11 protein-coding genes are annotated in these 15879 nt (G+C 56.6%); 8 read left to right on the top strand and 3 right to left on the bottom strand.

Annotated elements, in window-relative coordinates:
* Positions 1–5: 5 nt before the first annotated feature.
* The 7 genes from SIC15_RS12095 to SIC15_RS12065 all read left to right on the top strand — a co-directional run bounded on the left by SIC15_RS12095 (position 6) and on the right by SIC15_RS12065 (position 9222).
* Positions 6–812: a carbohydrate ABC transporter permease gene (locus SIC15_RS12095; protein WP_136632143.1), complete on the top strand. Its 807-nt coding sequence runs from the start codon at positions 6–8 to the stop codon at positions 810–812.
* Positions 813–823: 11 nt separating this feature from the next.
* Entirely contained in the window at positions 824–1099 is a 276-nt protein-coding gene (locus SIC15_RS12090) for a DUF2160 domain-containing protein (RefSeq protein WP_053112336.1), read from the top strand.
* A gap of 220 nt (positions 1100–1319) precedes the next feature.
* Positions 1320–3062, top strand: coding sequence for an extracellular solute-binding protein (locus SIC15_RS12085; protein ID WP_412536011.1), 1743 nt, complete (start codon positions 1320–1322; stop codon positions 3060–3062).
* Between the two features lie 214 nt (positions 3063–3276).
* Positions 3277–5283, top strand: a complete 2007-nt coding sequence (locus SIC15_RS12080) for a methyl-accepting chemotaxis protein (protein WP_412536010.1) — start codon at positions 3277–3279, stop codon at positions 5281–5283.
* A gap of 164 nt (positions 5284–5447) precedes the next feature.
* Positions 5448–6749 carry a phosphopyruvate hydratase gene (eno, locus tag SIC15_RS12075; RefSeq protein WP_412536009.1) on the top strand — a complete coding sequence of 434 codons (1302 nt, stop codon included), beginning with the start codon at positions 5448–5450 and terminating at the stop codon, positions 6747–6749.
* 23 nt (positions 6750–6772) lie between these two features.
* Positions 6773–7579, top strand: a complete 807-nt coding sequence (gene tpiA / locus SIC15_RS12070; protein WP_136631846.1) for a triose-phosphate isomerase — start codon at positions 6773–6775, stop codon at positions 7577–7579.
* 11 nt (positions 7580–7590) lie between these two features.
* Positions 7591–9222, top strand: a complete 1632-nt coding sequence (locus tag SIC15_RS12065; protein WP_227549495.1) for an NADP-dependent glyceraldehyde-3-phosphate dehydrogenase — start codon at positions 7591–7593, stop codon at positions 9220–9222.
* Positions 9223–9247: 25 nt separating this feature from the next.
* On the opposite strand, the gene SIC15_RS12060 is transcribed toward SIC15_RS12065, so the two are convergent.
* The gene (locus SIC15_RS12060; protein WP_136631845.1) at positions 9248–10498 is read right to left on the bottom strand and encodes a substrate-binding protein; all 1251 of its coding nucleotides are present in this window, start codon (positions 10496–10498) and stop codon (positions 9248–9250) included.
* A gap of 348 nt (positions 10499–10846) precedes the next feature.
* On the opposite strand from SIC15_RS12060, the gene SIC15_RS12055 reads away from it, so the two are divergent.
* Positions 10847–11791 (top strand): FAD:protein FMN transferase, encoded by a 945-nt coding sequence (locus SIC15_RS12055; protein ID WP_412536008.1) that lies wholly within the window; start codon positions 10847–10849, stop codon positions 11789–11791.
* A gap of 22 nt (positions 11792–11813) precedes the next feature.
* Here the strand turns inward: SIC15_RS12055 and SIC15_RS12050 are convergent, their stop codons facing one another.
* Both SIC15_RS12050 and SIC15_RS12045 read right to left on the bottom strand, forming a co-directional pair.
* A complete protein-coding gene (locus SIC15_RS12050) occupies positions 11814–13373 on the bottom strand; it encodes a general secretion pathway protein GspF (RefSeq protein ID WP_069183325.1) in 1560 nt (519 codons plus the stop codon).
* Positions 13374–13385: 12 nt separating this feature from the next.
* The gene (locus SIC15_RS12045) at positions 13386–15851 is read right to left on the bottom strand and encodes a LamG domain-containing protein (protein WP_412536007.1); all 2466 of its coding nucleotides are present in this window, start codon (positions 15849–15851) and stop codon (positions 13386–13388) included.
* Between the last annotated feature and the right edge of the window lie 28 nt (positions 15852–15879).

The raw sequence follows: 15879 nt of genomic DNA, 5'->3' as shown, positions 1-15879 counted from the left end.
ATGTGATGAGACAGACACGTTCGAAAAATTTTGGGATAACCCTGTTTATCCTGCTTTTGCTGACGCCGATCTACTGGTTGCTGAACATGTCGTTCAAGACCAACCAGGAAATCCTGGGCAGTCTGACACTCTGGCCGCAGAATTTCACCCTGGACAACTATGCGGTGATTTTTACCGACCCGAGCTGGTACAGCGGCTATATCAACTCGATGATCTATGTTTCGATCAACGTGGTGATCACGCTGGTGGTGGCCCTGCCGGCAGCCTACGCATTCAGCCGTTACAAGTTCCTGGGCGACAAGCACCTGTTCTTCTGGCTGCTCAGTAACAGGATGGCACCGCCAGCGGTTTTCCTGTTGCCGTTCTTCCAGTTGTATTCGTCCATCGGGCTGTTCGATACCCACATTGCCGTGGCCCTGGCGCACTGCCTGTTCAACGTGCCGCTTGCGGTCTGGATTCTGGAAGGGTTTATGTCCGGCGTGCCGCGCGAGTACGACGAAATGGCCTATATTGATGGCTACAGCTTTCCCAAATTCTTCGTGAAGGTCTTCCTGCCGATGATTCGTTCCGGTATCGGGGTTACGGCATTCTTCGCCTTCATGTTCTCCTGGGTGGAGTTGCTCCTTGCCCGAACCTTGACGTCCGTGGATGCCCAGCCGATCGGGGCGATCATGACCCGAACGATAGGGGCGAGTGGTATCGACTGGGGCGTTCTGGCGGCTGCCGGTTCACTCACCATCATTCCCGGCCTGCTGGTGATCTGGTTCGTTCGTAACCACGTTGCCAAAGGCTTCGCCCTCGGACGCGTGTAAGGAGAGGTTTTATGATTGCCTGGATGAACTGGACACCGACTGTCGCCATCTTCTTTGCAGTGATTGCGGGGATCCTGGCGGTGATGACGGTTTACGAAATTGTTTCCCCGTGTACCGAAAGGAAAGGCTTTCTGCCGATAGCCACGACCCGGGGTGACAGGTTGTTTATCGGATTGCTCTCGGCAGCGTATATACACCTGGCTTTCCTGGCTGTAAGCGATATCACGTTATGGGTTGCGCTTGCGGTTTCGGTGGCCTGGCTATTGGTGCTGCTGCGCTGGGGATGAGTCTGAGATCAGATGTTCGTTATGTTGTTTTTGCGAACATCCGGCTCTAGAAATTCTCTAAAAACACTTGTAATGATTTCGTAAACGAACTATTTTTATTTCAATGATCGGAATCGATCATGGGCGATTCCGGTAAAAGGATAGCGACCAGAGCGCTATAAGTGCGGAAACGAAACCCGGCTGTTTCGTTCCATTCATAAAAAGACGAACGAGGTTGGATATGTTCAACAACAATAAATATCCGAGGACCCTGTTGCTGAGCGCCGCCGTCGGTGTTGCCAGCATGGGGTTAAGCCTGCATGTCAGCGCCGATCAGTACATTGAGGCGGCTGAAAAGTGGGTGAATGAAGCGTTCAAGAACTCCACTTTGACCAAGGAAGAACAGCTCAAGGAAATGGAGTGGTTCACCAAAGCGGCTGAGCAGTTCCGCGGCATGGACATCAACGTGGTTTCCGAAACCATTGCGACTCACGAATATGAGTCCAATGTTCTGGCCAAGGCGTTTTCGGAAATTACCGGTATCAACCTGACCCATACGCTGATTCAGGAAGGCGATGTCATCGAGAAACTCCAGACCCAGATGCAGTCGGGACGGAACATCTACGATGGCTACGTGAACGATTCAGATCTGATCGGTACCCACTTCCGGTATGGCAAGGTAGTGGCCGTTGAAGACATCATGAATGGTGCTGGCAAGGATCTTACCCTGCCCACCCTGGATCTTGACGATTTTATAGGGCTCGATTTTACCACCGGGCCTGATGGCAAGCTCTACCAGTTGCCTTCCCAGCAGTTCGCCAACCTCTACTGGTTCCGTGCGGACTGGTTCGAACGTGAAGATCTGCAAAAGCAGTTCAAAGAGATCTACGGTTATGACCTGGGTGTGCCCGTCAACTGGTCTGCCTATGAAGATATTGCCGAGTTCTTCTCGGTGCACGTGAAGGAAATTGACGGTGAGCGCGTGTACGGTCACATGGACTACGGCAAGAAGGACCCGTCCCTGGGCTGGCGTTTTACCGATGCGTGGTTCTCCATGGCAGGTGCTGGCGACAAAGGCCTTCCGAACGGTTTGCCCGTAGACGAATGGGGTATCCGGGTTGAAGAGTGTCATCCTGTCGGCTCCAGCGTCAGCCGTGGCGGTGCAACCAATGGTCCCGCTGCCGTGTATGCCACCGAGAAATACGTGGATTGGCTGCGTGAGTACGCGCCCCCCGAAGCCCAGGGTATGACTTTCTCCGAGGCCGGCCCGGTTCCTGCCCAGGGCAACGTTGCCCAGCAGATCTTCTGGTATACCGCCTTTACCGCAAGCATGATCAAGGATGGTCTGCCAGTTGTGAACGAGGATGGCACTCCCAAATGGCGGATGGCACCGTCACCACGTGGTCCCTACTGGGAAGAAGGCATGAAGCTTGGCTATCAGGACGTGGGCTCCTGGACGTTCCTGGATTCTACCCCTGAAAAGCGTCGTCTGGCGGCATGGCTGTACGCCCAGTTTACCGTTTCCAAGACTGTGTCCCTGGAGAAAACCATTGCAGGCCTGACGCCAATTCGCGAGTCTGATATCGAGTCCGAGGTGATGACCGAAATGGCACCGAAACTCGGCGGTCTGGTGGAATTCTACCGCAGCCCCGCCCGTGTGCAGTGGTCGCCCACTGGTACCAACGTGCCGGATTATCCGAAGCTGGCACAGCTGTGGTGGCAGTACATTGCCCAGGCTGCCAGTGGAGAAGCCACTCCGCAGGAGGCACTGGACGGGCTGGCTCAGGCCCAGGATCGGGTTATGGAACGCCTTGAGCGCGCCAATGTTCAACCGACTTGTGGTCCGAAGCTGAACGAGCCCCGGGATCCGCAATACTGGCTGGATCAACCCGGCGCACCCAAGCCGAAGTTGGACAACGAGAAGCCCCAGGGCAAGACCGTTGCCTACGATGAGCTGCTGAAAACCTGGGAAGAAGCTCGCTAAGACGAGCTGATTCCCTCAAGAGCAATGCCTGTCGCAACAGGACCCTTTGGTTGCGGCAGGCAGAGCACCGTTGTCACGGTGGGTTTTGGCCGGTTGCTTTTAGTTCCCCCCCTTTCAAGCATTTCAAGGTAGCCTCTCCCGGGGTCAACCCTGCCGGCCCTTTTTCTGCCGTTTGGCCCGTCTTTGCAAGAATCTGGCGGGAAGGGTGTATCCAATGAACAGAATCTCCGTAATTCATCGTTTGTACGCAGGTTTCGGCCTGCTTTGCCTGATTATCGTTTGCTGGGGAGCATTCAACATAAGCATTATGTCGTCCTTCTCTGGCGCAACGGACAGGCTGACATCGGATGTATTTCCACTCAGTGGATCGATTCAGGAAATGGAAGCCCATCGATCAGAAACCGCTAGATACTCAGTGGAAGTGGTGGCTGCAGGCGATCAACAGGTTTTGAACTCCCAGTCTGACAGACTTTCCGGTGCACTCAGCAAGCTTGCCGACAGCCTGGATGCCTTCGCTGCCTCCGACAGCACGGCCATGTTCCCGGAGCTGGCTGCGGTCAACGAGTCCGCGAATGCTCGGCTGGCTGAGTTACAGCGCTCGGTCAAAGCGATCCTGGGCATAAAAAGGCAACTGCTCTCGGTGTCGGATTCGGTAAATTCCGGGCTAAGTGATTTCCTTGCCAACAACGGGGAGATGAAAAGAACCCTGGTCAGGGAGGGTACAGAGCCGGCGGGAAAGGATATCTATATTCGCGACCTGTTCACGACGGTAATGGAAAACCTCGCAAACATCGAGTTGCTGATCATGCAGATGGTGAGTACTGAAAACCCGAGTGAACTAAACGCCATCGTCGAGAACCTTCGGTTCAATACCAGCACGTTTGAGCAGGACATGTCCGCCCTGGTGAACGAGGTGCCTCGCCTGGGGGGCTTGCCATCATTGGTTGAAAGGTTTCTTGCCGCGGTGAACGATGACGCAGGAATCATCAGCCAGTACTCAGACTATCGCCAGAGCCGGCTTGAACTGGATTTATTGGCCAGAAAGATAGACATTGCGTTTTCGGCAATGGCATCGGAGCTGGATGAAGCGCGAAAAATCGTTGCCGACAGGGCTAGTGCGTCGGTATTCGCGCTGGATGAAACTGCGCTGAATTCGGAACAGCTGGTTTACTGGCTGCTTCCTCTGGTGGTTCTGATTGCGCTGGCAACTTCCGTCAGACTTGGGCGGATGATCAGCCGGCCGCTACAGGCGACTCAGGAACATCTGGCTGCAATGGCCGGGGGTGACTACTCTCGAACGCTCGAGTTTCCGGCGCGTGGCGAGTTTATCGACCTGAAGCGTTCCGTTAACCGTTTGTCCGAAGCCATGGCAACGGTTCTTGGAAGCCTGCAACAGGCTGGATCGGACATATCCGTGATCGCATCGGGTAACGCCAGGTTTACCAGGGATTTTAACGAACGGATTCGAACCGAGTCCGACGAGCTTGGTTCTATTGCTGCTGCGATGACTCAAATGGAGGCGTCTGCCAGGGAGGTAGCGGGTTCGGTTCGGGATACCCATGCCCTCGTTGGTGAGGTAAACCGGCAGGTTGAAGACAATCTGTCTGCAGCCGAGCGCGGCATGGACTGTGTTGAAAGCCTGGGCTGTCAGGCGGAGCAGACTGCAAAAAAACTGAAGCAACTTGAGCAGGCATCTTTTGACATAGGCAGGATTACCGAAGCCATCGATGATATTGCCAATCAGACCAATCTGTTGGCGCTGAATGCCGCGATCGAATCGGCGCGCGCCGGTGATGCCGGTCGCGGCTTTGCCGTGGTTGCAGATGAGGTTCGCGGGCTGGCCCGGAAGACCACCGAGAGCACCGATACCATAAGGGATCTCGTGGAAGGTCTTCAGCGGGAAGCCTCGGAATCGGTGAGCTCAATGAACTCCAGTTTTGAGCAGCTGGGATCTGTGCGTGATTTGATGGCCAGTGTCTCGGAAGGCGCGGGCAGAATTGGTTCGGCAGTGGGACGGATCAATCAGGGCGCCGAGCACATTCGTCACGGCATGGATGAGCAGGAGTATGTCAGTCAGTCGGTGGCGCGGCAGGTCAGTGAAATCAGCGCCTCGGTGGCTGAAAGCCTTGAGAGTATCGACGAATTGGTCACGACCTGTGACCGACTGGAGGAATCGGTGACGAGCATTGAATCACTGATGGCTCGATTTCGCATCCACTGAACCCGTCGCGGACCAACCAATTATCGTTTCCATATAACAAATTTGTCTGATTGATGGGTTTATTTCGCTTGATGATGTTCGTTTACGAATATTAAGATGGCTTTAATGTTCGGTATCAAAAATATATAGTTCGCAAACAATAATGATTGAACAGGAACGACGCTATGGAACAGATAAAATCAGTCACGGCCCGGGAAATTCTGGATTCTCGCGGATTTCCCACAGTGGAAGTGGACGTAGAACTCCGGAATGGAGTGGTCGGGCAGGGCCGGGTGCCATCCGGGGCGTCCACGGGAACCCGGGAGGCGCTGGAAAAGCGGGATGGCGATGACAGCCGCTATAACGGCAAGGGCGTCCTGCAGGCGGTTCGGTGTGTTAACGAACGGATTGCTCCGGCGCTCGAGGGGCGTGTGGTATTTGATCAGCTCGTGATGGATCGCCTCATGTGCGAGATGGATGGCACGCCCAACAAGGCGGAATTGGGTGCCAATGCGATTCTGGCCGTGTCCCTGGCCACAGCCAACGCAGGCGCCAATTATCGGCAACAGCCGCTTTATCGGTATCTTGCCGAGCTCTATGGCTGCAGCGGCCCCAGTATCTTGCCAGTCCCCATGATGAACATCATCAATGGTGGCGCTCACGCCGACAACAATGTCGATATCCAGGAGTTCATGATCCAACCGGTCGGGGCGCCCAGCTATAGCGAGGCGCTGAGGATGGGGGTGGAAACCTTCCATGCCCTCCGGTCGCTTCTACGGAAAAGCCGGCTGTCCACGGCGGTGGGCGATGAAGGTGGCTTCGCACCGAATCTGCGTTCCAGCGAGGAAGCACTGGACCTCATTCTGGCCGCCGTTGAAAAGGCAGGTTACCGGCCTGGATCCGATGTGGTCCTTGCCCTTGATTGTGCCGCTTCTGAATTCTATGAAGACGGCCGTTACAACCTCAAGGGTGCCGGCAAAGAGTATACCTCTGAGGAGTTCTCGGATTATCTGCTCAACCTGGCCATGAAGTATCCCATCGCTTCAATTGAAGACGGCATGGACGAAAACGACTGGGACGGCTGGAAACTGCTGACCGAGAAATTGGGCGAACGTGTGCAACTGGTGGGTGACGACCTTTTCGTGACCAACAGCGCAATCATCACAGAGGGCATCCTTAGGGGCATTGCCAACTCGGTACTGATCAAGTTCAACCAGATCGGGACTCTTACAGAAACTCTGGATGCTATCGGAATGGCTCAGGATGCCGGCTATACCACAGTGATTTCCCACCGCAGCGGCGAGACCGAAGATACCTTCATATCCGATCTGGCGGTGGCCACACGGTCGGGCCAGATCAAAACTGGCTCTCTCTGCCGATCCGACCGGGTCGCCAAGTACAACCGCCTGCTGCGCATTGAGCAGGATCTTGGCGCCCACGCGTTTTACCCCGGTGTTGGCGCAATCCGTTGTGCCCTGGACACCTGAGACTGCTTTTCGGGAGAAACATCATGAGAAAACCCATTCTGATTGGAAACTGGAAGATGAACGGCAGCCTTCAGGCCAACCAGGCCCTGATGGTTCGTGTGTTGCCCCGGCTGAGGATGTTCCGAAAGTCCATTGATCTGGCCGTATGCCCGCCGCACCCGTATCTGTTTCAGGTGCGGGATCTGCTGGGTTACACCGGCATTATGCTGGGTGCCCAGAATGCGTCTGGATTTGTCTCCGGCGCCTACACCGGCGAAGTCAGTGCCACCATGCTGCAGGAGATGGGGTGTCGCTATGTGCTGGTGGGGCACTCTGAGCGCCGGTTACTGTTTGGCGAAAGCAATCAGGAGGTGGCTGCCCGTTACCGGTCGGTTCTTGGAGCCGGGCTCACGCCGGTATTGTGCGTTGGCGAAACACTGGACGACAGGGAGTCTGGACGCACCAATCTGATCATTGAACAGCAGCTTCAGGCGGTGATTGACGAAGTTGGCCTCGCCGCCATGGCGAATGGAGTTATTGCCTATGAGCCGGTGTGGGCGATTGGCACAGGCAAAACGGCCACGCCAGAGCAGGTTTCCCGAGTGCATCAGCAGATCCGTCAATTCATTGGGAAGAGCGCACCTGAGGCATCCGAAGACATCAGCCAGGATCTTCGCGTGATTTACGGCGGCAGCGTCAAGGCGGCTAACGCCTTCGAGCTTTTCAGTCTTGCCGACGTTGATGGCGGCCTGATTGGCGGTGCCTCGCTGCACGCCGATGAATTCGGAACGATTGCCGGTGCCCTGGCCGAGGCTTCCGGCGTTCTGGCCGGCGAATGCGAAACCAATTGATGGAGATGGAAATGCAGTCAAAACCCTGGATGCAAACGACGTTTTTCCCAAAAGACAGCGACGTACCTGAAAAATTTCGCGGGGGCGGTGTGGAATTGGCCGATACACTGATCGGGGGCAAACTCCGCCATTGGGACGGCCCTTATGCCGAAGTTCGAAGCCCGATCTGCACTATCGTGGAGGGCGATAGCGAACCTCGGCCGCTGGTGATCGGCCGGACGCCGCTGATGGATGAGACCGCTGCCCTGGAAGCTCTGGATGCGGCAGTGCAGGCCTATGGTCAGGGCAACGGAGAGTGGCCCAGCATGTCAGTAGCCAACAGAATCGAACACGTCGAACAGTTCTTCGCGGAGATGCGAAATCATCGGGAGGCCGTGGTAGAGCTCTTGATGTGGGAAATCGGGAAAACCCGTAAAGATGCCTGCAAGGAATTTGACCGAACCTGTGACTACATCAACGATACGATCCATGAGTTGAAGGTGCTCGACCGACGTTCATCGAGATTCGAGATCGTAGGTGGCGTTGTGGCGCAGACCCGTCGCTTACCGGTGGGCGTTGCCCTGTGCATGGGGCCGTTCAATTATCCACTTAACGAGACCTTCACAACGCTGATTCCGGCGTTGATCATGGGCAACACTGTGGTGTTCAAACCCGCCAAATACGGTGTGCTCCTGATTGGTCCTCTGATCGACGCATTCCGGAAGTCGTTTCCGCCTGGAGTCATCAACATCATCTTCGGGCGGGGCAGGGACACCGTCGGGCCGTTGATGAAAAGCGGTAAGGTGGACATGTTCGCCTTTATTGGCACTCACCGGGGTGCGTCCGCACTGAAACAGATGCATCCAAAACCGCACCGGTTGAAGGCTGTGCTGGGCCTTGACGCCAACAATCCGGCCATCGTGTTGCCGGATGCGGATCTCGAGCTCGCCGTCAGCGAGTGCGTCACCGGCGCGCTGTCTTTCAATGGTCAGCGCTGTACCGCCCTGAAACTGCTTTTTGTACATGATTCCCTTGCAGATCGGTTTGTCAGCCAGCTGTCGGAAGCGGTCAATGAGCTGGCTGCGGGAATGCCCTGGGAGCAGGGCGTATCGCTGACGCCATTGCCCGAGCCGGGCAAGATCGGGTTCCTCAGTGAGCTGGTGGATGATGCCATCGCCAAAGGCGCATCGGTGGTCAATCCCGGTGGCGGCGAAGTCAACGGCACGTATTTTCACCCTGCCGTGCTATACCCGGTCACCGCTGAAATGCGCATCTACCATGAGGAGCAGTTCGGGCCGGTCATTCCTGTTGTTGCTTTCTCGGATGAACAGGAAGTGATTGACCATGTCCGGAATTCCAGCTACGGCCAGCAGCTGAGTATCTTCGGTACGGATTCCGATATGGTGGGACGGTTGATCGATCTGCTTGCCAATCAGGTAGGCCGGATCAATCTCAATGCCCAGTGCCAGAGGGGGCCGGACACCCTGCCATTCAATGGCAGAAAGGATTCTGCGGAGGGCACGCTGTCGGTATCGGATGCCCTGAGGGTATTCTCGATACGGACAACGGTGGCCACCAAGTCCAGTGACAGCAACAGGGACCTGGTGACCAGCATCGTGCGTGGGCGACAATCGAAGATCCTTACGACCGATTACCTGTTCTGATCGCCGGATCTTACTTCGCGGACTCTCAGAGCCGGAGGGGCTTACCAGCCTCCCGGCGCCGCTCTTCCCATTCTTCGCGGGTCTGGGCTGCCTGGTCGCCGGGCATCGAATCGATGATGCTGAAATAATCGGAACTGTATTCGTCAGCGATGATGGTGTTGCGTGGTTTCACTTTCACCACGTACACAGTCTGGATATTCTGGTGATCGAAGTCCCGCCAGTATTGCTCGTCCTTCAGGAACGTGTATCTGTGTCCCTCCAGGGCCCGTATGAGGCGGGCGGTATTGGTGGTTCCGGTACGCTCCACAGCATCCTTGTATTGGTAAACGATGCTGTAGGCAGAGGCCGCAGCGGTGGATGGCCGCATTTCATATCGCGCTGAGAAGGCCTCTACAAATTCCTTGCCTCGCGGGTAGTTCAGCTCGTAGGGTGCGTTCCATACCCAGGGCGAGCCGCCGATAACGCCTTCCATAATGGTGGGGCCCACCTGGCGCGCCATTCCGAGGGTGAGATTGGGTACAACTATCTGCATTTTCTTGGTGAGGCCCATTTCATAGGCGACATTCAGGGCTCGCACCATGTCGTCACCGAAAAGAACCATCATCAGAACCTTGGCATCGCTCGCTTCCGCCTGCTCCAGCGCTTCACGGAAGTCGGTAATCAGTGCTCGGGGGAAAGGCGTTTTCACGCCCTGGTGGCGCTGGGTGTCCTCGGTTCCCGAAAATTTTCGTACCGACTCTTCCACGGACCAGCCCCAGGTGTAGTCAGCGGTGATGTAGAAGTAGTCGTCGTTGGCGTGATTGGTGGTGAGGTATTGGCTAAGCGCCTTGGCCGTCATCCAGGCGTTGTAGGGCTCCCGGAACATGTGCGAGTGACCCTCGGCCCCGGTGGTGGCGTTCGAGTAGGTGAGGGTACCGAAGTAAATCCGGTCGCGATCCCGGGCGGCTTTGCCCGAGGCAATGGCAACGGCGCTGGACACGCCGCCGAACACCATCTGGACGCCTTCACGGTCGATAAGCTCTGCGGTGTTTTTTGCGCCCTGAGCAGGTTCGCCACGGGTATTTCTGATCACCAGCTCCAGCTGGCGACCCATGACACCGCCGGCCTTGTTGATTTCGTCAACGGCCAGGAAGGCGCCAAGACGCTGTTGCAGGCCCTGATCCTTGTAACGACCGGTTTGCGGATAGTTCAGGCCGATTTTCAGGGTTTCGGCATACACAGTGGTGCTCGCCAGCAACAGCAGACAAGCAGAAAAGAGTACTTTTCTGACGTTCATTCAGGTTGGCCTCCGGAATTGCAGCGCCACAAGGGGAAGGGGGCTGCTAATCTTTTTTGATTATTTGTTAAGCAGAGCTAGTGTCAGCGCTGATTATGGAGTCAACAATGGGACAAAAGTGGAATTTTCGGTAACAAATTGTAGGTTAGTGATCTACCTCTAATATGGCTACTGTGGTCAGATTCCATCAGTTCAGCTGGAGATCGGAGAATAGATATACTTGCTGGAGCTGCCAAATCGTGTCTTGGTGAAAAGAATGGAGCGTTTCTGGTGTTGGCCAAAAAATCGGGTAGGGAATCTGCATTCACGACATTTTTTCCCCCAGTTGCAGTTGTCTTAGGGCTCGTGATGTATCCATTTTCGGCCGGCGCCGAATGGCACCGGTTCTCAGACACCGCCATGACGACGCCCATCGAACTGGAATTCTGGGCAGAGGATGAGGACCTGGCGGAGAAGGTCGGGGAAGAGGTGCTGGCGGTTTTTCATCAGGTTGATGAGCAGATGAGTCGCTACCGGGAGGACTCGGAAGTTTCCCGACTGAACCGCAACGCCGCCAAGGGTCCCGTAACCGTCAGTGACGACTTGTTCGCGGTGCTTGAAAAAGCGCGGGAGGTGTCGGTGCTCAGTGATGGCGCCTTCGACATCACCTTTGGTTCGGTCGGTTACCTGTACGACTTCAGAGCCGGCAAAAAGCCCACGGAGGAGCAGCTAGAATCTGGCTTGCCCCGGGTGAATTTCCGGGATGTGATTCTTGACCAGGGTGCGCAAACCGTTGAATTTCGCCAGGAGGGGATCCTGGTGGATCTGGGCGGCATTGCCAAGGGCTATGCCGTTGATCTGGGGATCGAGCGCCTGGTCAGCTCTGGTATCCGCCATGCACGGCTGAGTGCCGGAGGCGACATGCGGTTACTCGGAGACAAGCGGGGCCGCCCCTGGTACGTGGGCATCCGGGATCCCCGCTCAGAGGGGCGCAATGCCGTGGTTCTGCCGCTGCAGGACGTGGCTGTGTCCACCTCTGGCGACTACGAGCGGTTTTTCATGGATGAAGCGGGAGATCGGGTCCATCACATTCTGTCTCCCGAAACCGGCAAATCCGTTCAGGGGGTCCAGAGCGTGACGATTATTGGCGAGGATGCGTTGACAACCGACGGCCTTTCCACGGCAGTCTTCGTGCTCGGCCCCCAAAAGGGACTGGAGATGATCGAGCGTTTAAAGGGTATCGATGTGGTTGTTATCGATGACCAGCGCATGATGCACGTGTCAGAAGGGCTCGTTCCACCCCAATCCGACTAGGGGGTGGAACGAGCGGTTTCGGTTAGTTTCCGATTGTACCGTTCACGACATTCGAGAAGGCTATCAGGCTGTCCTGAGAGGTGCCGTTGCCCAGCCCGTGGCCGTTGAAACGGCTGCCAAAGTCAGCCTGTTCCCCGTGTAGTGCCATGTAATTGAGCAACACGGTCTGCACCAACTGGTTGACGTTGTTGGCCGCCGGGCTGGAAGCGGTTTCCACCGATGCATCAGAACGCATGAAGCCGATCTGCCTGCGAATCGGAGTGGGGCGGCCAGCAGGGTTGTAAACGAGGAAGAAAGATGCAGCCGTCTGCTGGTTGTCGCCGGTCCATTCGCCCTTGCCACGACCGTCCATGGAATCATCAATCCGGCCGTTGCTCGATACCGAACCGTCACTGAATACATAAAGCATCAGTGGCATGCCTACCCGAGCAGCGTATTCCAGGCAGGCGCCCATACACCGGCCGGCCTGTTCGTCACGACGTTCGCCCGTTCCGCGTTCGCCGGTGTGATAGTCGTAGCCGCCCATGGTTATCGTACCGGCGCCGGCGTAGCCGCTCAGAACCAGCTTCATCACAGAGGCAGTTTTACGGAATTCGCGGTTACTGTTGAACTCATCGCGGCTAAATATGCCGGTGGGGCCAACGATTTCGAGATCCAGCTCCGGATCCAGATCCGCCGGGTTGCCGAATCGGTCGGCGAGATCGGCGCTCTTTACGTAACCACAGCGGACCAGGTCCTTGACTACTTCATCTGTGGAGATACTCGTGTTGACCTGATTCATCTTGGCGTCACTGATCCGCTGGATAGACTCCATGACTGCAACAGCATCTTGCTGATCCAGAATGCCGATCAGGTCGCCCACGTCCACCAGCCCAGTGACGTCTGACGGCCGGTCAATCTTGGTGGGGCGAACTTCGGGATTAATCAGATTCATGGGTGCCAACGAGTTACCGCCGGATTCAGAGCTTTGGGAACCCACCAGAGAGAGCAGGGAGCCGTCGGCACCTGCACGATGGATACCATACATCGGGTTGTGAGGGTTGTTGCCAGTGTCGTTTTCCGAGCGAGCCGCAATAATGGCGCCGTCAGTTGCTGCGCGGGTTCCGGCACTGGTGCTCTGCAGGATGCCGCGCAGGAAGCCGCTGTCCGAATGGAAAGCAAGGCCCAGCTCGGTGTTCACGAATGCTGGATCGTTGGGCAGCATGTCTCCCGGAAGGCCGAGTTTGTTGTAACCTGCGGTGCTCAGGAAGTCCATTTGCCCCCCGGATTTGCCCATCAGCACGTTAGAACCGGCAATATTGGCGCCGCCTGCCAGGTCGAAACAGATGAACGGGATCTTGCCTGCTCCCTGAACCGCTATGCCACAGCTTTGCTTCAAGGTTTCCAGGTCGGAAGAGAGCGCTGCGGACGCCATTCTGGGATTACCGAAGAGGCTGAACAAAGACGCCCCAAACACGGTTGCCGAGCCTGCCATAAGGCCCTGCGCGATAAACTCGCGACGTGTTCTTGGCTTGCCGTGGTCGTCGTGGAGCAGTGGGCTGCCGTTGGCCAAAGGCTTTTTACGTGACTTGCGTATAAACATGATCGGCTTCCTCTACTGAACCAGGGTGGTGGCACTGCCAAGCACTGCTGCGCAGCTTGCCTTTACGACCGTTTCTGTGCGGTCAGGCTCGCAACCCGCGCCACAGCTGGTCAGTCTATCCATGAGCGAACTGAGCTCAGTTTCGATTGTGCTATCACCAGGCTGTGATGCCAGGTTGCTGCCCACGAACCGGGACAGCAACGGCCCGGTTACGAGGCTCTTGCCGCCGTGATCGAATGCCGTGCTGGCCGGGGCGGAGAAATCGAACCCGGGGAACATCTGGTCCCGAAGCTGCGCATTGGAGACGAGAGCATCGCAATACTGAATGGCCATCTGAGTAACCGCCATCTGATGAGAGGACAGGAAACCCTGGATAGTCTCCACCGTGGGCAATTGCTGCTTTACGGTGGTGTACGTGTTGAATACGGCCTGATTGGTCGTGGGAACACCGGTCATTCGCGACATGGACTCGTTGATCTCGTCAAAGGTCTTCAAGCCGATCTCTGATGATGGTTCCAGATCTGCAGGCTCCGGCTGCGGAGGCAGGGACGGCTCTGACCGGGCAAAGCTGTTACTTCCCAGTTGGTCGAAGGTCAGGAAAAACTCGTCATTTCCGGGCCCGTTTTCCAGCGCAATGATGGTGCCTAAAGAAGAGAGCGGTTGCCCGGTCCCGGGCTCGTAACTGTCAGCATCCAGGACAACGTCCAGGTTGGCCCAGGCCTGTCCCACCGTCGCTTCTTTGCCATTGATGCCCAGTCGCATGCCTCGCAGCGCGATGTTTGACGGTTCGGCGGTGTCATCCAGGCTGATGAAGAAAGGACTGGTGAACCGGTACGCGTAACTGTCGAACTGGCTGACTTCGAACACAATGAAACTCTCGGGCACGTCGATCAGGTGAGAGACGCCGAACAATAGGTAGAACTTCTGGCCTACACCGACTTCGAAGTTGGCCTGGACCTGCTCCGGTGTCAGCGCACGATTATGGATGGCAACCATCCGGATCGCGCCCTGCCAGGGCGAATTGCCGTCCGTTTCGTTGCCCAGCACCAGGGCGAAGCTGTCGTCCCATTCTGTCAACAGTCCACCGTCGTCCGGATCAACATCGCCGGTTGGAACGCCATTCACGAAGATCTGACGCCCGGTCGCCGGGGTGTAGTTCACCACAACGTGCTGCAGGGTTGCCTGCAGAAGCATGTCGGCGTCCTGAGTCGCGAAAGGCGTATTTTCGTCACTGGTGGTGCTGCGGTGCAGTACCTCGTAACGCTGGAGCGACTGGCTCAGGGTGACGTTTCGCGTGGTGGATGAACCCGAGTAGGTCACGATGCGGGCATCTTCCTGGGTAATATTTCCCGGGGCGACCCAGGCCTCGATGCTGTATTCACCGGAGGCGGTCAGCAAAGTGTGAAGCTTACGACTCGCGGTGGTGCTGCCCTGGGCCTTGCCGGCCGGGACCATGAAGCCCTGTTCGTTTTCGCCGGCCGGGCCAAGGTCGATGCCCCAGCCGCCAACCCAGTCGACATTTCCGCTGAGGGTCAGGTCCAGCGCCGGCGATACGCCGCTGGTGTCAAAGGCTGTTTGGCCTTCGCCAAACTTGAATTCGTAGAGGGCAATCACGTTGTCTTCAAAGCGGCCTCCGGAGTTGGCAAGCAGGCCGTCTGCCTCGAGGTTGAGTGCCTTGCTCGCTACCATCGCCGGGTCCACGGGCTGGGCGCTCAGGTCCTGGACCATTTCAAGAATCTTCAGCTCCATCAAATCGGCGGAAGCTTCACAGTTGTCGTCCCAGCAGTTATGGAAGTCATAGCGAAGGCGCTCAACCAGGCGGGATGCGCCCGGGTTCATCGGATCAATGCGGCTTTTCGCCTGATCGTAGGCGGTGGTGACATCGGCGCTGGCCACGTAGGGGGTCTGACCTCCGTCCCCGTGGCAGTCACTGCAATACTGTGTGAGTACTGGGTATACGGTGGTGGAGAACAGGCCAGGGTCGCTGGGCAGGGCAACCGTGGCACCCGGCTCTTTGAGGGCCGGAGCGCGGAGTTCGACAGTTTTTGCAGAACCTTCAGAGCCGCCGGCCCAGTTGGAAATATAGGTGGTAAGAATGTCCACACACGCCGAAGTGCTCTGCAGCCAGCAATTATGGCCACCGGCTACCTTGGTCACCATTGTGGACTGGGATGGATCTGAAAGATTGACAATGGAGTTTGCCTGGGCATAGGCAAGGTTGACGTCCTGCTCGTTGACGAACGTAGGTGCCTGACCACTGGAGCCATGGCACGCGCCGCATTTGTCCTGGGTAACCAGGTTGTCCCAGACGGTGCGTTTGAAGTTGGCTACATCATCCGTCGCAGGAGCAGGCCCGTTGTAGGTAACCGTACCGGAATTCTGGGAGGTATTCGGCAACTGTTCCGTGGATTCGCCACCACAGGCTGCAAGCAGAAGCGCCAGGCCAGTGATAGTAAAGACCGATTTGAGGGAGCTCATGGAAATTCCTTTAAATGTGTTCATAGCG

Origin of the sequence: Marinobacter sp. MIT932201, assembly GCF_047123295.1 — a bacterium.
In the GTDB taxonomy this organism is placed as follows: domain Bacteria; phylum Pseudomonadota; class Gammaproteobacteria; order Pseudomonadales; family Oleiphilaceae; genus Marinobacter; species Marinobacter salsuginis.
This window is presented reverse-complemented; position numbering and strand designations above follow the sequence as displayed.